The following is a 23,184-nucleotide window of genomic DNA, read 5'->3' on the forward strand; positions in this document are numbered from 1 at the left end:
GTCCTCGCGCATCAGAGCAGGCCCTCCAGCCAACCGTCGAGCTGCTCGAAGGCATCATTGAAGGTGCGGTCGAGTTGCAACGGGGTGATCGATACATAGCCCTGCATCACCGCGTGGAAGTCGGTACCCGGGCCACCGTCCTCGGCATCGCCGGCCACGGCGATCCAGTAACCTTCCTTGCCGCGCGGGTTGACCACCTTGGTCGGTGCCGCCGCCCGCGCCCGGTGACCGAGGCGGGTGAGCCGGATGCCACGAATGTGCTCCAGCGGCAGGTTGGGAATGTTTACGTTGAGCACAGTGCGTGGTGGCAGCGCCAGGCGCGACTGGGCCTCGACCAGGCGGCGGGCGATATGGGCCGCGGTCGGCAGATTGTCCGGCTGGCGCGACAACAGCGAAAACGCCAGCGACGTGCCACCCAGGAAGCGGCCTTCCAACGCTGCGGCGACCGTGCCCGAATACAGCACGTCATCGCCCAGGTTGGCTCCGAGGTTGATCCCCGACACGACCATGTCCGGCGTGTGCGGCAACAGCCCATTGAGCCCCAGGTGCACACAGTCGGTCGGCGTGCCGTTCAGGCTGATGAAACCGTTGGCCAGGGTTTGCGGGTGCAGTGGCCGGTCCAGCGTCAGCGAACTGCTGGCGCCGCTCTTGTCTTGCTCCGGGGCGATCACCGAGCACTCGGCGTAATCCGCCAGCGCAGCGTGCAGCGCGGCGATGCCGGGCGCGGTAACACCGTCGTCGTTCGAAATCAGAATACGCATGGGCTGTCCGTCTGCCCTGCCGACACCAGATCCACGACTTCACGCACCACCACGGTGGCGAAGCATCCGGCCGGCAGGACGAATTCCAGTTGCAGGATATCAGGCTCGGGATAATGCCATGTCAGGCCGCCAATAGGGAGCCGCAAAATGCGCCGTTCGTGATCCATGCCCGCCTGGGCCAACCACTGGCAAAGTGCCGGTTGCTCTGCACCGACGGCGTTTTCCAAGCGGGCAGTGGCCCCGTCAGCAGGCGAAGCGCCCTCACCCCACATCGGGCCGGTCGGATGCAGATCGAGAATCGCCAGGCGCGGGTCGGCACATTCCGCCTCTCCCGCCGGGAAAAAGCTACGGCTGTCAGTGAATGCCAGCAGGTCGCCGACCTGCGCCCGCGCCCAGCTACCTTCAGCGACACGCGCAGCCAGCACCTGATTGAACAGGTAGCTGCGCCCGGCCGAAAGCAACCGCGAACGCACATTGCGCTGCTCGGGCAAGGCTTTGCGCGCCGCCCAGTCGAGGGCGTCATGGACGTTGCCGCCGCCGTGACCGAAGCGCTGGGTGCCGAAATAGTTGGGTACACCGTGCTGCTTCAGCTGTTCCAGGCGCGCATCCAGCGCCTGGTGATCTGCAGCCAGGGCCGTCAGGCGCAGGGTGAAGCCGTTGGCCGAATGCGCGCCACGCTGCAGCTTGCGCTGGTGACGCACCTGCTTGAGCACGCGCAGGTTGGCATCCTCGGCACGTGACAGGTCAGGGTCGGCCTTGCCTGGCAGGTGCAGGCTGAACCACTGACGGGTCAGGGCCTGACGGTCCTTGAGCCCGGCATAGCTGATGGTGCGCACCGGCACACCGGCGGCGCGCGCCAGGCGGCGAGCGGCCTCTTCGGTGTTCAGGTCACGCTTCTCGACCCACAGCCACAAGTGCTCGCCCTGGCCCGAGAGCGGGATATCGAGCACTTCGTCGACCTGGAAGTCTTCGGCAACCGCCTTGAGGATGGCGGTGCCCAGGGGTTCGCCCGATGCGCGCGGGCCCAGCAGTTCCAGTTCGGTCATGCTGGCAGCAGCAGGGCGACCGAATGCACGGCAATACCCTCCTCGCGGCCGGTGAAGCCCAGCTTTTCGGTGGTGGTGGCCTTGACGTTGACCTGGTCGAGCTCGACCTGCAGGTCCTCGGCGATCAGCTGGCGCATGGTCTCGATGTGCGGGGCCATCTTCGGCGCCTGAGCGACAATGGTGGCGTCGACGTTGCCGACCTTCCAGCCCTTGGCCCGGACGATGCCGACCACATGGCGCAGCAGCACGCGGCTGTCGGCCCCCTTGAACTGTGGGTCGGTGTCGGGGAAGTGCTTGCCGATATCACCCAGCGCCGCAGCACCCAGCAAGGCATCGCTCAGGGCGTGCAGCAGCACGTCGCCGTCGGAGTGGGCCAGCAGGCCGTATTTGTGGGGGATACGCACCCCGCCCAGGGTAATGAAATCACCGTCGCAGAAACGGTGCACATCGTAGCCGTGGCCAATACGCATAAGAAAACGCCCTGAATGAGTCAGGGCGTGATTCTACCTGCTTTGCAGCGGGTTTGGCGGCTTTTGGACCGGGCTGTTACACCCGCCCCAGTGCCACCGCATGATGGCGCAGGTGTTCCTCGATGAAGCTGGCAATGAAGTAGTAGCTGTGGTCATAACCCGGCTGCAGGCGCAGGGTCAGTTCATGCCCCCCTTTGCGTGCCGCCTGCTCCAGCGCTTCAGGCCTGAGCTGCTTTTCGAGAAAATCGTCACGATCGCCCTGGTCCACCAGCAACGGCGGGCACTCGCCAGCCGGCGTTTCGGCCAACAGCACACTGGCATCCCACTCACGCCAGCGCGCACGGTCGTCACCCAGGTAACGGCTGAAGGCCTTCTCGCCCCATGGGCAGTCCATCGGGTTGCTGATCGGCGAGAATGCCGACACCGAACGGTAACGCCCCCGGTTGCGCAAGGCGCACACCAACGCGCCATGCCCGCCCATGGAGTGACCACTGATACTGCGCTCGCCCGATGCCGGGAAGTGCGCTTCGATCAGCGCGGGCAACTCCTCCACCACATAGTCGTGCATGTGGTAGTGCTTGGCCCAAGGCTGCTGGGTGGCATTGAGGTAGAAGCCCGCCCCCAGGCCGAAGTCCCAGGCGCCGTCCGGGTCGCCCGGCACCTGCTCTCCGCGCGGGCTGGTGTCGGGGGCGACGATGATCAGCCCAAGCTCGGCGGCCAGGCGCTGGGCGCCGGCCTTCTGCATGAAGTTTTCGTCGGTGCAGGTGAGGCCGCTGAGCCAGTACAGCACCGGCAGCTTCTCACCCTGTTCGGCCTGCGGCGGCAAGTACACGGCAAATACCATGTCGCAGCCCAGCACCTTGGAGTGATGCCGGTAACGCTTGTGCCAACCGCCGAAGCTTTTCTGGCAGGAGATGTTATCCAGGCTCATGGCGTACCTCAGAAGTGGATCACGCTGCGGATGCTCTTGCCTTCATGCATCAGGTCGAAGGCTTTGTTGATATCCTCCAGGCCCATGGTGTGGGTGATGAAGGTATCCAGCGGGATCTCCCCCTTCTCGGACATTTCCACGTAGCTTGGCAGCTCGCTGCGGCCACGCACGCCACCGAACGCCGAACCGCGCCATACACGGCCAGTCACCAGCTGGAACGGACGGGTGGCGATTTCCTGGCCGGCACCGGCCACACCGATGATCACCGACTCGCCCCAGCCCTTGTGGCAGCACTCAAGCGCCGCACGCATCAGTTGCACGTTGCCGATGCACTCGAAGGAGAAGTCCACGCCCCCGTCGGTAAGGTCGACGATCACTTCCTGGATCGGGCGGTCGTAGTCTTTCGGGTTGATGCAGTCGGTAGCGCCCAGCTGGCGGGCGATCTCGAACTTGGCCGGGTTGATGTCGATGGCGATGATGCGCGAGGCCTTGGCCTTGACCGCACCGATCACCGCCGACAGGCCGATGCCGCCCAGGCCGAAGATGGCCACGGTATCACCCGGCTTGACCTTGGCGGTGTTGAGCACCGCGCCGATACCGGTGGTGACGCCGCAGCCCAGCAGGCACACCTTTTCCAGTGGTGCTTCTTTCTGGATCTTGGCCACGGAAATTTCCGGCAGCACGGTGTACTCGGAGAAGGTCGAGGTCCCCATGTAGTGGAACAGCTGCTGGCCTTTGTAGGAGAAGCGCGTGGTGCCGTCGGGCATCAGGCCCTTGCCTTGGGTAGCACGGATGGCCTGGCACAGGTTGGTCTTGCCCGAGAGGCAGAATTTGCACTTGCCGCATTCCGGGGTGTAGAGCGGAATCACATGATCGCCAACGGCTACCGAGGTCACGCCCTCGCCTACCGCTTCAACGATCGCGCCACCTTCGTGGCCGAGGATCGACGGGAAGATGCCTTCCGGGTCGGCACCGGACAGGGTGTAGGCGTCGGTGTGGCAAACACCGCTGGCGACCACGCGCAGCAGCACTTCACCGGCCTTGGGCATGGCCACGTCGACTTCGACGATTTCCAGGGGTTTCTTGGCTTCGAAGGCTACGGCGGCACGGGACTTGATCATCAAAGGTCTCCAGACAGAGTGTCGATTCAGGCTGCAGTGTAATTCACAGCCTTTTGATGAATAATCCAGGCAAAGACAAAACATTATTGCCATACAGGGATAATCAATGAGCAGCCGCTGGGAAGGTATCGACGAATTCGTCGCCGTGGCCGAATCTGGCCAGTTCACGGCAGCGGCCGAACGCCTGGGGGTTTCCTCGTCGCACATCAGTCGCCAGATCGCCCGGCTGGAGGAGCGCCTGCAAACGCGCCTGCTCTACCGCAGTACCCGTCGGGTGACCCTGAGCGAGGCCGGGCAAACTTTTCTGCAGCATTGCCAACGCCTTCAGGATGGCCGCGAGGAAGCCCTGCGCGCCATGGGCGACTTGGCCAGCGAGCCAAAGGGGTTACTGCGCATGACGTGCGCGGTAGCGTACGGCGAGCGCTTCATCGTGCCGCTCGTGACACGGTTCATGGCGCTGTACCCGCAGTTGCGCGTGGAGGTGGAGTTGAGCAACCACACCCTCGACTTGCTGCACGAAGGCATGGACCTCGCCATCCGGTTGGGGCGTCTGGCCGATTCTCGGTTGGTGGCCGCCCGCCTCGCACCCCGGCGCATGTACCTGTGTGCCTCGCCGGCTTATCTGGAACGTTATGGTCGACCACACAGCCTGTCAGAGTTGGCGCGGCACAATTGCCTGGTGGGCAGTTCGGACTTGTGGGCATTGCAGCAGGATGGGCGCGAGATTAGCCAGCGGGTGCAAGGGAACTGGCGCTGCAACAGTGGGCAGGCGGTGCTGGATGCGGCGTTGCAGGGGATGGGGTTGTGCCAGTTGCCGGATTATTACGTCCTGGAGCACTTGAATACGGGGGCTCTGGTGTCGTTGCTGGAAGCGCACCAGCCGCCGAATACGGCAGTGTGGGCGTTGTATCCGCAACAGCGGCACCTGTCGCCGAAGGTGCGACGGTTGGTGGATTACCTGAAGGAGGGGTTGGCGGGGTTGCCGGAATATCGGCTGGCTTGAAGGAATCCATTGCCTGTACCGGCCTATTCTCGGGCTTGAGACTTCAGCGGCGCCCAGCCCAGCGCTGACGCAACCACTCCAGGTCTTCGGGGCGCGTGACCTTGATGTTGTCACTGCGCCCTTCCACCAGCCGCGGCGCCTGGCCGGACCACTCGATGGCCGAGGCTTCATCCGTCACGACCACATCCGACACCAGGCACTCGGCCAACGCCCGGTGCAGTGCCCCAAGGCGGAACATCTGCGGTGTGTAGGCCTGCCAGATGGTGCTGCGGTCCACGGTAGCACTTACCCGGCCGCTGCCATCGGCACGCTTGAGGGTATCGCGCGCCGGTACCGCCAGCAAGCCACCCACCGGGTCGTCCGCCAGCTCCGACAGCAGCTTGTCCAGGTCGCTGCGCGCCAAATTCGGCCGCGCAGCATCATGCACCAGCACCCAGTCGCTGTCAGAGGCGCCTTGCGCATGCAGCCACAGCAAGGCATTGAGCACCGAATCGGCACGCTCGCGCCCACCCGCTGCGCGCTGGATGCGCGGGTCGCTGGCGCAACGCAGGGCCGGCCAGTACGGGTCATCTTCAGCAATGCTGACCACCACGCCTTTGAGGGCCGGGTGGCCAAGAAAACAGTCGAGGCTGTGCTCGAGAATGGTCTGCCCCGCCAGCTCCAGGTATTGCTTGGGGCGGTCGGCAGCCATGCGGGCACCTACGCCCGCAGCAGGAATCACGGCCCAGAAGGCCGGTAAGGTATCGATCATTTCTGTGGCAACTGGAAGAGGGTTTCGCCCTCTTTGACCATTCCCAATTCGTGGCGAGCCCGTTCTTCAACGGTCTCCATGCCTTTTTTCAGCTCCAGCACTTCGGCATCGAGCACGCGGTTGCGCTCAAGCAAGCGCTCGTTCTCGGCATGCTGCTCGTCAATCTGCTGCTTCAGTTCGGTCACTTGCGCCAGGCTGCCATTACCCACCCACAGGCGGTACTGCAGGCCACCCAGCAGCAGGAGCAGAACGAGGAACACCCAATAGGGACTGCGCATCACGTTATCCAGGTTAAAAAGGCTGCCGCGTACTTGTTACTTCGGGGCCTCGAATAGCACGAAGCCTGGCCGAGGCCAGGCTTCGTTGACAGAAACCCGTTGGGATGAAGGAAAGATCAGTACGAACGTTCCTACAACTCCGGCTGCTGTCTTTTTACCATCTCTTGCTTAGCCGCGAAACTCGGCACGACCACGGTAAACCGCTTTGGCACCCAGTTGCTCTTCGATGCGCAGCAGCTGGTTGTACTTGGAAACGCGGTCGGAACGGCACAGCGAGCCGGTCTTGATCTGGCCAGCAGCGGTACCGACGGCCAGGTCGGCAATGGTCGAGTCTTCGGTTTCACCGGAGCGGTGCGAGATAACTGCGGTGTAGCCGGCAGCCTTGGCCATCTGGATGGCTTCCAGGGTTTCGGTCAGCGAGCCGATCTGGTTGAACTTGATCAGGATCGAGTTACCGATACCCTTCTCGATGCCTTCCTTCAGGATCTTGGTGTTGGTCACGAACAGGTCGTCGCCAACCAGCTGTACCTTTTCACCAATCTTGTCGGTGAGGATCTTCCAGCCAGCCCAGTCGGACTCGTCCAGGCCGTCTTCGATCGAGATGATCGGGAAGCGCTCGGTCAGGCCTTTCAGGTATTCGGCGAAACCTTCCGCGTCGAACGACTTGCCTTCGCCGGACAGGTTGTATTTGCCGTCTTCATAGAATTCGGAAGCCGCGCAGTCCAGGGCCAGGGTCACATCGGTACCCAGCTTGTAACCGGCTTTTTCAACCGCTTCGGCGATGGCGCCCAGGGCGTCTTCGTTGGAAGCCAGGTTAGGAGCGAAGCCACCTTCGTCACCCACGGCGGTGTTCAGGCCACGGGCCTTCAGCACGGCTTTGAGGTGGTGGAAGATTTCGGTGCCCATGCGCAGGCCGTCGGAGAAGGTCTTGGCGCCTACCGGCTGAACCATGAACTCCTGGATGTCGACGTTGTTGTCGGCGTGCTCGCCACCGTTGATGATGTTCATCATCGGAACCGGCATCGAGTACTGGCCCGGGGTGCCGTTCAGGTTGGCGATGTGCGCGTACAGCGGCAGGTCCTGGTCCTGGGCAGCGGCCTTGGCGGCAGCCAGGGAAACAGCCAGGATGGCGTTGGCGCCCAGCTTGGCCTTGTTCTCGGTACCGTCCAGTTCGATCATGGCGCGGTCCAGGGCTTTCTGGTCTGCCGGGTCCTTGCCCAGCAGCAGGTCACGGATCGGGCCGTTGATGTTGGCGACAGCCTTCAGCACCCCCTTGCCCAGGTAACGGCTCTTGTCGCCATCACGCAGCTCCAGCGCTTCGCGCGAGCCGGTGGAAGCACCGGACGGCGCGCAAGCGCTGCCGATGATGCCGTTGTCGAGCAGTACATCGGCTTCCACGGTGGGGTTGCCACGCGAATCGAGAACTTCACGACCTTTGATGTCGACGATTTTTGCCATTGTTGTAAGCACTCCAGAATTGACGAAAACAACTTAGCTTAAGAAATTCTTGCCGTTCACCAGGCGGATTTGCAGTGGGCAGGCCGGGTGAAGGGAGCCCCTGACCGATTGGTCAGGGGTGGATCGGGCGGTACTTTACCCGAGAAATGAGCTTTACGCGGTTTCTACCGTCGGAAAACTTTTCACCAGGTCGTCCAGTTGCTTGAGCTGGGCCAGGAATGGCTCCAGCTTGTCCAGGCGCAGGGCGCATGGGCCATCGCATTTGGCGTTGTCCGGGTCCGGGTGGGCTTCGAGGAACAGGCCTGCCAGGCCCTGGCTCATGCCCGCCTTGGCCAGGTCGGTAACCTGGGCGCGGCGGCCACCCGCGGAGTCGGCGCGGCCACCCGGCATCTGCAGGGCGTGGGTCACGTCGAAGAACACCGGGTACTCGAACTGCTTCATGATGCCGAAGCCGAGCATGTCCACCACCAGGTTGTTGTAGCCGAAGCTCGAACCACGCTCGCAGAGGATCAACTGGTCGTTACCGGCCTCTTCGCACTTGGCCAGGATGTGTTTCATTTCCTGGGGTGCGAGGAACTGGGCCTTCTTGATGTTGATCACCGCGCCAGTCTTGGCCATGGCCACCACCAGGTCGGTCTGCCGCGACAGGAAGGCCGGCAGCTGGATGATGTCGCATACCTTGGCAACCGGCTCGGCCTGGTAAGGCTCGTGCACGTCGGTGATCACCGGCACATTGAAGGTGCGCTTGATCTCTTCGAAGATCTTCAGCCCTTCTTCCATGCCCGGGCCACGGTAAGACGTCACCGACGAACGGTTGGCCTTGTCGAAGCTGGCCTTGAACACGTAGGGGATACCGAGCTTCTCGGTAACCCGCACGTACTCCTCGCAGACCTTCATTGCCAGGTCACGGGACTCCAGGACGTTCATGCCGCCGAACAGGACGAACGGCTTGTCGTTGGCGATCTCGATGTTACCGACGCGGATGATCTTCTGGGTCATTGATCAGGCCTTGTTCTTCTGAGCCAGGGCTGCCTTGACGAAACCACTGAACAGCGGGTGGCCGTCACGCGGGGTGGAGGTGAACTCCGGGTGGAACTGGCAGGCGACGAACCATGGGTGGTCCTTGGACTCGACCACTTCCACCAGCGCGCCATCTTCGGAACGGCCAGAAACCACCAGGCCAGCGTCGACCAGTTGCGGCAGCAGGTTGTTGTTCACTTCATAGCGGTGGCGGTGACGCTCGGTGATCACGTCCTTGCCGTAGCAGTCGTGGACCTTGGAACCGGCAGCCAGCTGGCAGTCCTGTGCGCCCAGGCGCATGGTGCCGCCCAGGTCGGAAGCCTCGTTGCGGGTTTCGACGGCACCGGTGGCATCGGCCCACTCGGTGATCAGGCCGACCACAGGGTGGCCGCTGTTGCGGTCGAACTCGGTGGAGTTGGCGTCTTTCCAGCCCATGACGTTACGGGCGAATTCGATCACGGCCACCTGCATCCCCAGGCAGATACCCAGGTACGGCACCTTGTTTTCACGGGCGTATTGCACCGCAGTGATCTTGCCTTCCACGCCGCGCAGGCCGAAACCGCCCGGCACCAGAATGGCATCGGCGCCTTCGAGCAGGCTGGTGCCCTGGTTCTCGATGTCTTCCGAATCGATGTAGCGCAGGTTGACCTTGGTACGGTTGGTGATGCCGGCGTGGCTCATCGCTTCGATCAGCGACTTGTACGCGTCCAGCAGCTCCATGTACTTGCCGACCATGGCGATGGTCACTTCATGCTCAGGGTTGAGCTTGGCATCGACCACCTTGTCCCATTCGGACAGGTCGGCGCCGCTGCACTGCAGGCCGAAACGCTCGACGACGAAATCGTCCAGGCCCTGTGCGTGCAGTACGCCCGGGATCTTGTAGATGGTGTCGACGTCTTCCAGCGAAATCACCGCACGCTCTTCAACGTTGGTGAACAGCGCGATCTTGCGACGCGACGAGGCATCGACCGGGTGGTCGGAGCGGCAGATCAGCACGTCAGGCTGCAGGCCGATGGAGCGCAGCTCCTTGACCGAGTGCTGGGTCGGCTTGGTCTTGGTTTCGCCCGCGGTGGCGATGTAAGGGACCAGGGTCAGGTGCATCAGCATGGCGCGCTTGGAGCCCACTTCGACGCGCAGCTGGCGGATGGCCTCGAGGAACGGCTGCGACTCGATGTCACCCACGGTACCACCGATTTCCACCAGGGCCACGTCGGCATCGCCGGCCCCCTTGATGATGCGACGCTTGATCTCGTCGGTGATGTGCGGGATGACCTGGATGGTCGCGCCCAGGTAATCACCACGACGCTCTTTACGCAGCACGTGCTCGTAGATGCGGCCGGTGGTGAAGTTGTTGTTCTGGGTCATGGTGGTGCGGATGAACCGCTCGTAGTGGCCCAGGTCGAGGTCGGTCTCGGCGCCATCGTGGGTGACGAACACTTCACCGTGCTGGAACGGGCTCATGGTGCCCGGATCGACGTTGATGTACGGATCCAGCTTGAGCATGGTGACCTTCAGGCCCCGCGCTTCCAGGATGGCCGCCAGGGAAGCCGAGGCAATGCCTTTCCCCAATGAAGAAACAACACCGCCCGTGACGAATATGTAGCGCGTCATGAAAAACCCTAGAAGTCTGCGTTAAGGCGGCCAGCGCCGCCGGAGAAAGCGAAGGAAGGCCGAAGCCCCCGATCACCTGCGTCAATCACAGTGCATCTCGAAAAACTGCCGCGTCTGTACAGACCAGGGGTATCCCCGGCATGGAGCTCGCTCGTCATTTCCAGAATCAGCCCAGCAAAAAACTGCTTGGTAATCGGCAACTCCTGTGTTTTCGCGGAACCCACAGAAGCTGTATCAAGAAGGGAGGGTAGTCTACCCGAATGTACCCTTCAGCTCAAACCTTGCGCGTTCGTCGGTAACTGCCAGTGCAGCTGGCAATCCGCCTGCACCAACCCCGGCAGGTTGGCCACCGCCAGCAAACACTCGCCCTGATACAGCAGCGGCAGGCGTGGGCGCAGGAAATGCGGCACCTGCAACTCGTTGAGCAGGCGCTTGAGGTCGCGCCGCCCACGGCCGGGGACGTCCAGCATTTCGCCGCCCTTGCGATAGGCGATGCGCAGGTCTGCGAACGGCTGTGCGACCGCAAGACGCACGCTGCCGTTACCTGGCAGCACCAGCGGCCCGGTGGGGTTCACCCAGGCCAGCTCGCCGACAGGCAGCTGTAGCCAGTCACCACTCAGCCACCAGATGCGCCCATGGCTGCGCAGCAGTTGCCCGTCGGCGAGCCGCCAGACGGGCTGGGCATCCCCGGCAGCATCACGCAGGTCCGCCCAACCAGCCCAGTGCCGGGTGTCTGGCAAACGGGTGCGAAGGCTCAGCCAATACTGCAGGGCATTGCGCTGACGGGCGGGCGACAACGCGACCAGGGATGCCAGGTCGAGCGAGTCCAACCCGGCCCAGGCCTTCGGCGCCCCCCTTTCTGCGCACGCAAGGTCACCTTGGGCGAGCTCGTCCAGCAGCCCCAGGGCTTCGCCCAGGTGCTCTGCGGCGCGGGCGAGGTTCTGGGTGGTTTGCGGCCAACGTTGCTGCAAATGCGGGAGCACCTCGCCACGCAGGAAGTTGCGGGCGAAATGTGTGTCGGCGTTTGACGGGTCTTCGATCCAGGCCAGCCCTTTCATTCGGGCATAGGCCTGCAGTTGCTGCCGAGAACAAGCCAGCAAAGGCCTGACCAGACTGCCCTGCCCTAGCGCCCGCTGCACCGGCATTGCAGCCAGGCCACGCAGGCCGGCGCCGCGCAACAGACGAAACAGCAGGGTTTCGGCCTGGTCGTCACGGTGCTGGCCGGTGAACAGGATGTCGCCGGGGCTCAGGGCTTGCTCGAACGCGGCATAGCGGGCGTCGCGGGCGGCCTGTTCGAGGCTGGCACCGGGGGCGATCTGGACGTGGATGACCCGGAGTTCAATGCCGAGATTGTCGCAGATGGCTTGGCAGTGAGCCGGCCAGGCGTCGGCGGCGGACTGCAGACCGTGATGGACATGAATCGCCCGCAGCGGGGGGGATGCGTGGTGGCGGACGTAGTCGCCCAGCAGGTGCAGGAGGACAGTGGAATCGAGGCCGCCGGAGAAGGCGATGTACCAGGCTGGGGCATTGAGCCAGGGGGTGAGGTTGATCATCTGTTCCTCACTTGGCTTGAGATTGCCGGGGGGCTTTGCACCCCTTTCGCGACACAAGGCCGCTCCTACAGGAAAACGCGGTCGCCTGCAGGAGCGGCCTTGTGTCGCGAAAGGGCCGCAAAGCGGCCCCTGGGCTAAATCAGTGAATCAGAGGCCGTAGCTCATCAGGCGCTCGTAACGGCGGGCCAGCAGCGCGTCGTTGTCGAACTTGCTGAGCATGTCCAGCTGCTGCACCAGGTCGGCGCGAATGCTTTCCGACATCTTGACAGGGTCGCGGTGGGCGCCGCCCAACGGTTCCTGGATCACCTTGTCGACGATGTTCAGGCTCTTCAGGCGCTCGGCAGTGATGCCCATGGCCTCTGCTGCATCGGCCGCCTTGTCGGCAGTCTTCCACAGGATCGAAGCGCAACCTTCCGGCGAGATCACCGAGTAGGTGGAATATTGCAGCATGTTCAGCTGGTCACACACACCGATGGCCAGTGCACCGCCAGAACCACCCTCGCCAATCACGGTCGCGATGATCGGGGTTTTCAGGCGAGCCATCACACGCAGGTTCCAGGCAATTGCCTCGCTCTGGTTGCGCTCTTCGGCGTCGATGCCCGGGTAGGCACCCGGGGTGTCGATAAAGGTCAGGATCGGCATCTTGAAGCGCTCGGCCATTTCCATCAGGCGGCAAGCCTTGCGGTAGCCTTCCGGGCGCGGCATGCCGAAGTTGCGGCGCACCTTCTCGCGTACTTCACGGCCCTTCTGGTGGCCGATGACCATGACCGGCTTGCCGTCCAGGCGTGCGGTACCACCCACAATGGCGGCGTCGTCGGAGAAGTGGCGGTCACCGTGCAGCTCTTCGAACTCGGTGAAGATGTGTTCCAGGTAGTCCAGGGTGTAAGGACGACGTGGATGACGGGCCAGACGGGCGATCTGCCAGCTGGTCAGGTTGCCGAAGATGCTTTCGGTCAGGGTGCTGCTCTTGTCTTGCAGACGGGCAATTTCATCGCTGATGTTCAGCGAATTGTCGTTGCCTACCAGGCGCAGGCCTTCGATCTTGGCTTGCAGGTCGGCAATCGGCTGTTCGAAATCGAGAAAATTCGGGTTCATAGTCATCCGTCTTGGGTCTACGGCCAGGCGGCCGGCCGGTTGATCCGTTTGGCGCCCTACCTTAAGGGATCAGGCGCATTCAGGTCGAGATTAAATTTTTTTCGGTTCAACGATATTGCAGGAAGACGTTCTCACGCCCGAACTGGTCACGCAGCGCCTGAATCAGCCCGTCGGCCGGGTCGATTGCCCACTGGTCGCCGAACTGCAGCATGGCCTTGGCATCGCTGCCGGTGTATTCCAGGGTAATCGGGCAGGCACCGCGATGGCGGGTAATCAGCTCGCCCAGCCACTTCAGGCGGTCGCCCTTCAATGCGTCGTGCGCCACCTTAAGCCGAAGGCTTTCGGCCAGCTTGGTGCGCGCATCTTCCATGGTCATCACCTGCTTGACCCGCAGGCGCAGGCCACCGGAGAAGTCGTCGTTGCTGACCTCGCCCTCCACCACCACCATGGCATCGTTCTGCAGCAAGGACTGTGCCGCCATGAACGCATCGGCGAACAACGATGCCTCGATGCGCCCAGAGCGGTCATCCAGGGTCACAAAGCCCATCTTGTCGCCCTTCTTGTTCTTCATCACCCGCAGGGCAATGATCATGCCGGCGATAGTCTGGGTTTCACGCGACGGCTTCAGGTCGACGATGCGCTGGCGGGCAAAGCGGCGGATTTCGGCCTCGTATTCGTCGATCGGGTGGCCGGTGAGGTACAGGCCAAGGGTGTCCTTCTCACCCTTCAGGCGCTCCTTGAGGGTGAGTTCACGCACCTTGCGGTGGTTGGCATAAACATCGACATCCGCCTCGCCGAACATGCTGCCGAACAGGTCGACATGGCCGCTGTCAGCGGTATGGGCTGCCTGCTCGGCAGCCTTGATGGCTTCACCCAACGCGGAGATCAAGGTTGCACGGTTGATGTCGATGTTGGCGTGATAGGCCTTGATCTCGTCATGGAAATGCGGCCCCAGGCGGTCCAGCGCGCCACTTCGGATCAACGCATCCAGGGTACGCTTGTTGACCCGCTTGAGGTCGATCCGTTCACAGAAGTCGAACAGGTCCTTGAACGGGCCGCCCTGGGCACGGGCCTCTACAATTGCCTCTACCGGGCCTTCACCCACGCCCTTGATGGCACCCAGGCCATAGACGATGCGCCCGTCGTTGTTGACGGTGAACTTGAAGTCGGAGAAGTTCACATCCGGCGCGTCGAGGCGCAGCTTCATGCTGCGCACCTCCTCGACCAGCACCACCACCTTGTCGGTGTTGTGCATGTCCGCCGACAGTACCGCGGCCATGAACGGCGCCGGGTAGTGGGTTTTCAGCCAGGCGGTCTGGTACGACACCAGGCCATAAGCCGCGGAGTGGGATTTGTTGAACCCATAACCTGCGAACTTCTCTACCAGGTCGAAGATGTTACCGGCAAGGTCCGCGTCGATATTGTTGGCCACGCAGCCTTCGATGAAACCACCGCGCTGCTTGGCCATTTCCTCGGGCTTTTTCTTACCCATCGCCCGGCGCAGCATGTCGGCGCCGCCCAGGGTATAGCCTGCCATCACCTGAGCAATCTGCATCACCTGTTCCTGATACAGGATGATGCCGTAGGTCGGTGCCAGTACCGGCTTGAGGCCTTCATACTGGTAGTCGGAGTGCGGGTAAGCCAGCTCGGCGCGGCCGTGCTTGCGGTTGATGAAGTCGTCCACCATGCCCGATTGCAGCGGGCCTGGACGGAACAGTGCCACCAGTGCGATCAGGTCTTCCAGGCAGTCGGGCTTGAGCTTCTTGATCAGCTCCTTCATGCCGCGCGATTCGAGCTGGAACACCGCCGTGGTCTCGGCCTTTTGCAACAGCTCGTACGTCTTGCGGTCGTCCAGCGGGATGAAGTCAATGTTGACGTCGGGCAGGTTGTTCTTCGCCTGCTCGCGGTTGATGATCTCCATCGCCCACTTGATGATGGTGAGCGTACGCAGGCCAAGGAAGTCGAACTTCACCAGGCCGGCAGCCTCGACGTCATCCTTGTCGAACTGGGTTACCAGGCCACCGCCTTCTTCATCACAGGCAATCGGCGAAAAATCGGTAAGCTTGGTCGGCGCGATAACCACACCACCGGCGTGCTTGCCGGTGCCCCGGGTCACACCTTCCAGCTTCAGGGCCATGTCCCAGATTTCGCGGGCGTCTTCATCGCCTTTGAGGAAATCGCGCAGGATCTCTTCCTGCTCGTAGGCCTTCTCCAGGGTCATGCCCACTTCGAACGGGATCATCTTCGACAGGCGGTCGGCCAGGCCGTAGGACTTGCCCTGCACCCGCGCCACGTCTCGCACCACCGCCTTGGCGGCCATGGTGCCGAAGGTGATGATCTGGCTCACTGCGTTGCGGCCGTAGGCCTCGGCCACGTAGTCGATCACCCGGTCACGGCCGTCCATGCAGAAGTCGACGTCGAAGTCGGGCATGGAAATACGTTCAGGGTTGAGGAAGCGCTCGAACAGCAGGTCGTAGGCCAGCGGGTCGAGGTCAGTGATCTTGAGTACGTACGCCACCAGCGAGCCAGCACCCGAACCACGGCCCGGGCCCACCGGCACGTCGTTGTTCTTGGCCCACTTGATGAAGTCCATAACGATCAGGAAGTAACCGGGGAAGCCCATCTGGATGATGATGTCCAGCTCGAACTTCAGGCGGTCCAGGTACACCTGGCGCTTTTCTTCGTAATTGGGCGTGGTCTCTTTCGGCCACAGCACCGCCAGGCGCTCTTCCAGGCCTTCGTGGGCCACATGCCGCAAGTAATCGTCGATACCCATGCCATTGGGCGTGGGGAAGTCGGGCAGGAAGTACTTGCCCAGCTGAACCTGGATATTGCACCGCTTGGCGATTTCGACCGTGTTGGCGATGGCATCAGGCAGGTCGCTGAACAGCTCGGCCATTTCCTCGGCCGACTTCAGGTATTGCTGATCGCTGTAGCCACGCGGGCGGCGCGGGTCGTCGAGGGTCCAGCCTTCGCCAATGCACACGCGGGTTTCGTGGGCGTCGAAATCGGACTGCTTGAGGAAGCGCACGTCGTTGGTAGCCACCAGCGGGGCGCCGAGCTTGTCTGCCAGCGCTACGGCAGCGTGCACGTACTCTTCGTCACGGGCGCGGTTGGTGCGCTGCACTTCAACGTAGAAGCGATCGGGGAACATGCCCATCCAGTCTTGCAGCAGGGCCTGGGCTTCATCGTCCCGGCCGGCCAGCAAGGCCATGCCGATGTCGCCTTCCTTGCCCGCAGACAGGGCAATCAGGCCTTCACTGGCAGGGGCGATCCATTCGCGCTGCAGGATGACCAGGCCATTGCGCTGGCCGTCGGTCCAGCCACGCGAGATCAACTCGGTGAGGTTGCGGTAGCCCTTGGGGTCCATGGCCAGAAAGCAGATGCGCGACGGCGGCGCTTCCGGGTCGGCACCGGCCAGCCACAGGTCGGCGCCGCAGATCGGCTTGATGCCGGCGCCCATGGCGGTCTTGTAGAACTTCACCAGCGAGCACATGTTGCTCTGGTCGGTGATCGCCACCGCCGGCATGTTCATCCCCGCCAGCGCCTTGGCCAGCGGTTTGACCCGCACCAGGCCGTCGACCAGCGAGAATTCGGAGTGGACGCGCAGGTGAACGAAGGGAACCGACATGGAAGATCCTGTAGCAGTGCTGAACGACAAGGGCGGGATTGTAGCTTAAATGGGGATGGGATTTGGGGCTGCTTCGCAGCCCTTCGCGGCGGTTCGGCGCACCGACTTGCCCGCCCCCACAGGGATATCACTGCTCTCGGGAACGACGCCGCACCTGTGGAGCGGGCAAGTTGGTGCGCCGAACCGCCGCGAAGGGCCGCAAAGCGGCCCCACCAGGTCAGATCAGGGAATCGGTAACGCCTTCGCGTGCTTCCCAGGCCGCCCGCACCGGGGCAAAGGAACGCCGATGAATGGGCGTAGGCCCCAACCGTGCCAGGGCCTCGAGGTGCACCGGCGTGGGGTAACCCTTGTGCCCACCCATGCCATACCCTGGGTAAATCAGCTCGAAGGCACTCATCTCCCGGTCTCGGGTCACCTTGGCCAGGATCGAAGCCGCCGCGATAGCTGGCACCTGGCTATCGCCCTTGACCACTGGCGAAGCCGGTACGGCCAGCTTCGGGCAGCGGTTGCCATCGATCAGGGCCAGCTTCGGTGTAATGTGCAGGCCTTCCACGGCGCGCTGCATGGCCAGCATGGTCGCATGCAGGATGTTGAGGCGGTCGATTTCCTCGACTTCGGCACGGGCGATACAGAAGCTCAGCGCCTTTTCCCGGATTTCGTCGAACAACGCCTCGCGCTTGGCTTCGGTGAGCTTCTTCGAATCGTTCAGGCCAAGGATCGGGCGCGCAGGGTCGAGGATCACCGCCGCCGTTACCACCGCGCCACACAGTGGGCCACGGCCCACTTCGTCGACGCCGGCGACCAGGTCCTCGACCAGGTTGAAGTCCAGTCCAATTTGCATGTCAGCGGTCCTTGAGCAGGGCCAGTACCGCCTCGGCCGCCTGATTGGAGGCGTCAAGGCGCAGGGTGCGGTGAATTTCGTCGAAACGTTCGGTCTGCCGGCTGCCATCACGCACCAGCGGCGCAAGGGTATTGGCCAGGGCTTCGCTGGTCGCAGCGTCTTGCAGCAGCTCGGGCACCAGTTCGCGCTGGGCAAGCAGGTTAGGCAATGACACGTAGGGGCTTTTCACCAGGCGCTTGAGAATCCAGTAGGTCAAGGGCGCAAGGCGATAGGCCACCACCATAGGCCGCTTGTACAGCAACGCTTCCAGGGTGGCGGTACCGGAGGCGATCAGTACCGCGTCACAGGCCGCCAGTGCCTGATGCGACTGGCCATCAAGCAGCGTCAGCGGCAGTTGCCGCCCTTCGAGCATCTGTTCAACCTGGGCACGCCGCGCGGCATTTGCGCAGGGCAGCACGAAGCGCACGCCCGGCACCTGTTGGCACAAGCGCTCTGCGGCATCAAGGAACAATGCCCCCAGTCGCCCGACTTCCCCACCCCGGCTGCCCGGCATCAGGGCCACTACCGGCCCCTCGCCCAAGCCCAGCGCAGCGCGCGCGGCCGGGCGGTCGGCTTCAAGCGGTATGGTGTCGGCCAACGGGTGGCCGACAAAACGCACCGGCACGCCCTGCTCTTCATAGAACCGCGCCTCGAACGGCAACAGCGTCAGCATCAGGTCGCAGCCTTCGCGAATCTTCAGCACGCGCTTCTGCCGCCACGCCCAGACCGACGGGCTGACGTAATGCACGGTCTTGATCCCGGCCTGACGCAGTTTCAGCTCGATATTGAGGGTGAAGTCAGGGGCGTCGATGCCGATGAATACATCCGGCTTTTCGTCGATCAGCGTCTGGATCAGCAACTTGCGGCGCTTGAGCAACTCGCGCAGGCGCCCCAGTACCTCGACCAGGCCCATGACAGCCAGGCGCTCCATGGGGAAGTACGATTGCAGGCCTTCGGCTTCCATCAACGGGCCGCCAACGCCAATGAAACGCACATCCGGGTGGCGCGCCTTCAGGGCACGCATCAGGCCGGAACCCAGAATGTCGCCGCTGGCCTCACCTGCGACCAAGGCTACGCAAAGCGGGGCCATGTCAGCGGGTGATGCCGCGGGCGGAGTTCACGATCGACTGGCGGAACAGTTCGACCTCAGGGTGTTGCGCGGCCATTTCCGCCAACTCCTTGAGCGCGTCTTCGACGGTCAGGCCCTGGCGGTAGACAATCTTGTAGCAGCGGCGCAGCACATGGATCACCTCGTCGCTGAAACCGCGACGGCGCATGCCCTCGAAGTTCATGCTGCGGGCTTCGGCCGGGCTGCCAAACACGGTAACAAAGGCCGGAACGTCCTTGCCAATCGCCGTCCCCATGCCGGAAAACGCGTGGGCACCGATATGGCAGTACTGGTGCACCAGGGTGTAGCCGGACAGGATCGCCCAGTCACCCACATGCACATGGCCGGCCAAGGCCGTGTTGTTGACCAGGATGCAGTGATTGCCAATGACGCTGTCGTGGCCGATGTGGGCATAGGCCATGATCAGGTTGTGGTCACCCACGGTGGTTTCAGCACGGTCCTGAACGGTACCACGGTGAATGGTCACCCCTTCACGGATCACATTGTGGTCACCGATCACCAGGCGCGTCGGTTCACCCTTGTACTTGAGGTCCGGGGTGTCTTCACCGATCGAGGAAAACTGAAAGATACGGTTATGCTTGCCGATGCGGGTCGGGCCTTTGAGCACAACATGCGGGCCGATAACGGTGCCCTCCCCGATTTCCACATCGGGGCCAACGATCGACCAAGGGCCGACCTCGACGCCATCGGCCAGTTTGGCCGACGGGTCGATAATGGCCCGAGGATCAATCGAATTCATAGGGAGCGTTCCGCGCAGGTGATCTCTGCCGAGCAAACCGGCTTGCCGTCGACCAGAGCACGGCACTCGAATTTCCAGATCATGCTCTTGCGGCTGAGGAACTTGGCTTCCAGCACCAACTGGTCACCCGGCAGTACCGGCTGACGGAAACGCAGCTTGTCGGAGCCGACGAAGTAGTACAGGGTGCCGTCGGCCGGCTTGGCATCGAGCATCTTGAAGCCAAGGATGCCGGCCGCCTGGGCCATGGCTTCGATGATCAGGACACCCGGCATGATCGGGTGCGCCGGGAAGTGGCCATTGAAAAACGGCTCGTTGATGCTGACATTCTTGTAGGCACGAATGCTCTGGGCCTCGAAGTCCAGATCCGTCACTCGGTCCACCAAGAGGAACGGGTAACGGTGAGGCAGGTATTCGCGAATCTCGTTGATGTCCATCATTTCGGGGGGGAAGCCTGTAATAAGAATAGGGAGCGCAGGTGCTGACCACACGCTCCTTTTGCAATCCAAAGAGGAGCCAGCTAGCGACTGTTCACTCTTGCTCAGGGAATGGTATCAGCCTTCTGATGTCGGCTGGCCACCTGAGGTCACGGTATCGACGCGTTTTTCCAGCTGCTGAAGACGCTTGGCCATGTCATCGAGCTGACGGATACGCGCAGCGCTCTTGCGCCAGTCAGCCAAAGGCTGCATGGCTGTGCCGGATGAATAGGAACCGGGTTCAGTGATCGAACGGGTCACCATCGTCATCCCGGAAACAAATACGTTATCGCAAATATCAATGTGCCCTACCAGGCCTACGCCGCCGGCCAGCATGCAATGCTTGCCGATGCGCGTACTGCCGGAAATGCCCACACAAGCCGCCATGGCCGTGTGGTCACCGATCTGCACGTTGTGGGCGATCTGGATCTGGTTGTCGAGCTTTACCCCGTCACCGATCCGCGTGTCGGACAGCGCACCACGGTCGACGGCGGTATTGACGCCGATTTCCACGTCATCACCAATGGTGACGCCGCCGATCTGGGCAATCTTGCGCCAGATGCCTTTCTCATTGGCAAAGCCGAAGCCTTCGCCGCCGATCACGGCACCCGACTGGATGACCACTCGCTTGCCGATGGTGACGTCGTGATACAACGTCACCCGCGGCGCCAGCCAGCCGCCTTCACCTACAACGCAACGCGCACCGATGAAGCAATGCGCGCCGATGCTGACATCAGCCTCGATACGCGCACCGCTTTCGATAACCGCGAACGCCCCGACGCTGGCGCTGGCGTCCACCTGTGCGTCCTCAGCCACCACGGCGCTGGGATGGATTCCCGCCACAGCCTTGGGTTTGGGGTCGAACAAGTGGGAAATACGCGCATACGCCTGGTACGGGTCGGCCACGATCAGGGCATTGCCAGCGAAACTTTCGGCATCCGCAGCCTTGAGCAATACCGCACCCGCCTGGCAGTTATCCAGGTACTTGCGGTACTGCGGGTTGGCGAGGAAGCTCAATTGACCGGGGCCAGCCTCCTGCAGGGTGGCCAGACCGGTAATCTGCAGCGCCTCGGGGCCTTTGAGGGTGGCACCGAGGGCCTCGGCCAGCTGGCCTAGCGTCATGGTCACACTCATATCAACGGGCTTGGTTCATGCGCTCGATGACTTGGCGGGTGATGTCGTACTGAGGCTTGACATCGATGACCGCACCACGCTCGAGGACCAGGTCGTAGCCGCCCTTCTTGATCACTTCCTCGACAGCACCATCCAGCTTCGGTTTCAGTTGCTTGAGCATGTCGCGGTCAGCAACGGCTTTGGCTTCGTTCAGCTCCTTGGACTGGAACTGGAAGTCACGGGCCTTTTGCTTGAACTCGAGCTCCAGGCGCTCACGCTCCTGCTGCTGCATCTTGTCGCCGCCCTTGATCAAGCGGTCCTGGATGCCCTTGGCGCTGCTTTCCAGGCTTTTCAGCTTGGTCAGTTGCGGACCGAACTTCTTCTCGGCATCAACTGCGTACTTCTTGGCAGCATCCGATTCCAGCAGGGCCATCTGATAGTTCAGCACAGCAACCTTCATTTCGGCGAATGCCGGGGTGGCGACCAGCGCCGCGGCCACTACGGCCAGTTGAGCCAATTTACGCACGATGCACTCCTGGATAAACCGTTGTCATTAAGCAAGGGCCGACCTTAGAAGGTCTGGCCCAGAGAGAATTGGAACACCTGGGTATCGGCATCGTCCGGCTTCTTCACCGGCATTGCCAAGCTGAAGCTCAGCGGGCCCAGTGCGGTAATCCAGGTCACACCAAGACCAACCGAGCTGGCCATGCCCGAGAAGCCCACTTTCTCGCAATCAGGCTTGTTGCCGCAATTGGTGTCGAACACGTTACCGACGTCCCAGAACACGGAGGTGCGCAGCGAACGCTGGTCCTTGACGAACGGCAGCGGGAACAGCAACTCGACACCACCTTGCACCAGCACGTTACCACCGAACGGCAACGGGTCCTGATCCGGGTCGCGGATGGTACCTGGCTTGCCACCTTCGGCCTCGCCGCGGCTCGGCGTACTGCGTGGGCCCAGGCTGCTGTCCTTGAAGCCACGGACGGAGTTGAAGCCACCCGCGAAGTAGTTCTCATAGAACGGCAGGCCAGAGGTGCTGCCGTAACCGTCACCATAGCCCAGCTCGGTGTGCAGGCGCAGGGTGTAGTCATTGGTGATCGGCTTGAACAGCTGACCACGGTAGTCGAGCTTGAAGAACGACAGGTCGCTACCCGGAATGGTGGATTCCAGAGTCAGGCTTTGCGAGTGACCACGAGTAGCCAGCACACCTTTGTTCAGGGTCGACTCGGACCAGCCGATCGAAGCCTTGAAGTTCAGGAAGTTGTCGCCTTCCTGCTCAAGGAAATCGAAGATCTCGTCAACGGTGTACTTACCGGTCTTGATCTTGTCCTGCTGCACGCTCAGGCCATAGGTCAGGCGCGAGGTTTCGCTGATCGGATAACCCAGGCTCACGCCGGCACCGTAGCTGTCAACCGCATAGCTGGCCACGTCGACGTCGAGGTCGTCGTAGTCGGTGCTGCGGTAGAAGGCGTTGTAGCCCAGGCTGACGCCGTCGGCCGTGAAGTAGGGGTCCACGAAGCCGAAGTTGTAGCGGGTCTGGTATTCCGAACGGGTCAGGCCGATCGACACCTTGTTACCGGTACCGAGGAAGTTGCTCTGGCTGATCGAACCACCGAGGATCAGGCCGGCGCTCTGGGCGAAACCGACGCTGGCGGTGATCGAACCGGAGGCCTGCTCTTCGACGCTGTAGTTGACGTCGACCTGGTCGTCGGTGCCTGGCACCGGCGGGGTTTCTACGTTGACTTCCTTGAAGAAGCCCAGGCGCTCCAGACGGGTCTTGGACTGGTCGATCAGGTAGGTCGAGGCCCAGCCACCTTCCATCTGGCGCATTTCGCGACGCAGCACTTCGTCTTCGGTCTTGGTGTTGCCGCGGTAGTTGATACGGTTGACGTAGGCACGCTTGCCCGGGTCGACCACGAACATGATGTCGACCGTGTGGTCCTGATCGTTCGGCTGTGGCACGCCGTTGACGTTGGCGAAGGTATAGCCTTCGTTACCCAGGCGGCGGGTGATCAGATCGGATGTGGTGGTCATCACCTTGCGCGAGAACACCTGGCCCGGCTGCACCAGCAGCAGCGACTTGACCTGGTCTTCCGGCACTTTCAGGTCACCGGACAGCTT

At 62.5% G+C, this 23,184-nt stretch carries 21 protein-coding genes; 1 reads left to right on the plus strand and 20 read right to left on the minus strand.

The window, feature by feature from the left end; all coding sequences use genetic code 11:
• Positions 1-11 precede the first annotated feature (11 nt).
• The 5 genes from surE to D906_RS15930 all read right to left on the minus strand — a co-directional run bounded on the left by surE (position 12) and on the right by D906_RS15930 (position 4,329).
• Positions 12-761, minus strand: coding sequence for a 5'/3'-nucleotidase SurE (surE, locus tag D906_RS15910; protein WP_016712911.1), 750 nt, complete (start codon positions 759-761; stop codon positions 12-14).
• Positions 749-1,807, minus strand: a complete 1,059-nt coding sequence (gene truD / locus D906_RS15915) for a tRNA pseudouridine(13) synthase TruD (protein ID WP_027609873.1) — start codon at positions 1,805-1,807, stop codon at positions 749-751. Before truD ends, surE begins: the two co-directional genes overlap by 13 nt.
• Positions 1,804-2,277: a 2-C-methyl-D-erythritol 2,4-cyclodiphosphate synthase gene (gene ispF, locus D906_RS15920; RefSeq protein ID WP_019099320.1), complete on the minus strand. Its 474-nt coding sequence runs from the start codon at positions 2,275-2,277 to the stop codon at positions 1,804-1,806. Before ispF ends, truD begins: the two co-directional genes overlap by 4 nt.
• A gap of 76 nt (positions 2,278-2,353) precedes the next feature.
• The gene (fghA, locus tag D906_RS15925) at positions 2,354-3,208 is read right to left on the minus strand and encodes an S-formylglutathione hydrolase (RefSeq protein WP_027615813.1); all 855 of its coding nucleotides are present in this window, start codon (positions 3,206-3,208) and stop codon (positions 2,354-2,356) included.
• Positions 3,209-3,216: 8 nt separating this feature from the next.
• Positions 3,217-4,329 (minus strand): S-(hydroxymethyl)glutathione dehydrogenase/class III alcohol dehydrogenase, encoded by a 1,113-nt coding sequence (locus D906_RS15930; RefSeq protein ID WP_016712915.1) that lies wholly within the window; start codon positions 4,327-4,329, stop codon positions 3,217-3,219.
• Between the two features lie 106 nt (positions 4,330-4,435).
• On the opposite strand from D906_RS15930, the gene D906_RS15935 reads away from it, so the two are divergent.
• Positions 4,436-5,332: a LysR substrate-binding domain-containing protein gene (locus tag D906_RS15935; protein WP_019097125.1), complete on the plus strand. Its 897-nt coding sequence runs from the start codon at positions 4,436-4,438 to the stop codon at positions 5,330-5,332.
• 43 nt (positions 5,333-5,375) lie between these two features.
• Here the strand turns inward: D906_RS15935 and ispD are convergent, their stop codons facing one another.
• From ispD to bamA, 15 genes are all read right to left on the minus strand, one after another.
• Positions 5,376-6,083: a 2-C-methyl-D-erythritol 4-phosphate cytidylyltransferase gene (ispD, locus tag D906_RS15940; protein ID WP_019097124.1), complete on the minus strand. Its 708-nt coding sequence runs from the start codon at positions 6,081-6,083 to the stop codon at positions 5,376-5,378.
• Entirely contained in the window at positions 6,080-6,361 is a 282-nt protein-coding gene (gene ftsB, locus D906_RS15945) for a cell division protein FtsB (protein WP_016712918.1), read from the minus strand. The genes ispD and ftsB overlap by 4 nt, the downstream gene beginning before the upstream one ends.
• 168 nt (positions 6,362-6,529) lie before the next feature.
• Positions 6,530-7,819 (minus strand): phosphopyruvate hydratase, encoded by a 1,290-nt coding sequence (gene eno, locus D906_RS15950; RefSeq protein ID WP_016712919.1) that lies wholly within the window; start codon positions 7,817-7,819, stop codon positions 6,530-6,532.
• A gap of 153 nt (positions 7,820-7,972) precedes the next feature.
• A complete protein-coding gene (gene kdsA, locus D906_RS15955) occupies positions 7,973-8,818 on the minus strand; it encodes a 3-deoxy-8-phosphooctulonate synthase (RefSeq protein ID WP_019097123.1) in 846 nt (281 codons plus the stop codon).
• Positions 8,819-8,821: 3 nt separating this feature from the next.
• Positions 8,822-10,450, minus strand: a complete 1,629-nt coding sequence (locus D906_RS15960) for a CTP synthase (protein ID WP_019097122.1) — start codon at positions 10,448-10,450, stop codon at positions 8,822-8,824.
• 269 nt (positions 10,451-10,719) lie between these two features.
• Positions 10,720-12,003: a tRNA lysidine(34) synthetase TilS gene (tilS, locus tag D906_RS15965; protein ID WP_025755053.1), complete on the minus strand. Its 1,284-nt coding sequence runs from the start codon at positions 12,001-12,003 to the stop codon at positions 10,720-10,722.
• 147 nt (positions 12,004-12,150) lie between these two features.
• Positions 12,151-13,098: an acetyl-CoA carboxylase carboxyltransferase subunit alpha gene (locus tag D906_RS15970; protein WP_025755052.1), complete on the minus strand. Its 948-nt coding sequence runs from the start codon at positions 13,096-13,098 to the stop codon at positions 12,151-12,153.
• Between the two features lie 106 nt (positions 13,099-13,204).
• Positions 13,205-16,729 carry a DNA polymerase III subunit alpha gene (gene dnaE / locus D906_RS15975; protein WP_027609875.1) on the minus strand — a complete coding sequence of 1,175 codons (3,525 nt, stop codon included), beginning with the start codon at positions 16,727-16,729 and terminating at the stop codon, positions 13,205-13,207.
• A 217-nt stretch (positions 16,730-16,946) separates the two neighbouring features.
• Positions 16,947-17,570 carry a ribonuclease HII gene (gene rnhB / locus D906_RS15980; RefSeq protein ID WP_019097118.1) on the minus strand — a complete coding sequence of 208 codons (624 nt, stop codon included), beginning with the start codon at positions 17,568-17,570 and terminating at the stop codon, positions 16,947-16,949.
• Between the two features lies 1 nt (position 17,571).
• The gene (gene lpxB, locus D906_RS15985) at positions 17,572-18,699 is read right to left on the minus strand and encodes a lipid-A-disaccharide synthase (RefSeq protein WP_019097117.1); all 1,128 of its coding nucleotides are present in this window, start codon (positions 18,697-18,699) and stop codon (positions 17,572-17,574) included.
• A 1-nt stretch (position 18,700) separates the two neighbouring features.
• A complete protein-coding gene (gene lpxA, locus D906_RS15990; protein ID WP_016712927.1) occupies positions 18,701-19,477 on the minus strand; it encodes an acyl-ACP--UDP-N-acetylglucosamine O-acyltransferase in 777 nt (258 codons plus the stop codon).
• Positions 19,474-19,914: a 3-hydroxyacyl-ACP dehydratase FabZ gene (gene fabZ / locus D906_RS15995; RefSeq protein WP_003252314.1), complete on the minus strand. Its 441-nt coding sequence runs from the start codon at positions 19,912-19,914 to the stop codon at positions 19,474-19,476. The genes lpxA and fabZ overlap by 4 nt, the downstream gene beginning before the upstream one ends.
• Positions 19,915-20,028: 114 nt before the next feature.
• Positions 20,029-21,084, minus strand: a complete 1,056-nt coding sequence (gene lpxD, locus D906_RS16000; protein ID WP_019097116.1) for a UDP-3-O-(3-hydroxymyristoyl)glucosamine N-acyltransferase — start codon at positions 21,082-21,084, stop codon at positions 20,029-20,031.
• 1 nt (position 21,085) lies between these two features.
• Positions 21,086-21,589 carry an OmpH family outer membrane protein gene (locus tag D906_RS16005; protein ID WP_003252311.1) on the minus strand — a complete coding sequence of 168 codons (504 nt, stop codon included), beginning with the start codon at positions 21,587-21,589 and terminating at the stop codon, positions 21,086-21,088.
• A 44-nt stretch (positions 21,590-21,633) separates the two neighbouring features.
• On the minus strand, positions 21,634-23,184 hold a 1,551-nt coding region (gene bamA, locus D906_RS16010), incomplete at its 5' end, for an outer membrane protein assembly factor BamA (protein ID WP_110321037.1).

The sequence above is a fragment of the Pseudomonas sp. LAIL14HWK12:I1 genome, assembly GCF_003202095.1.
GTDB classification, from domain to species: Bacteria; Pseudomonadota; Gammaproteobacteria; order Pseudomonadales; family Pseudomonadaceae; genus Aquipseudomonas; species Aquipseudomonas monteilii.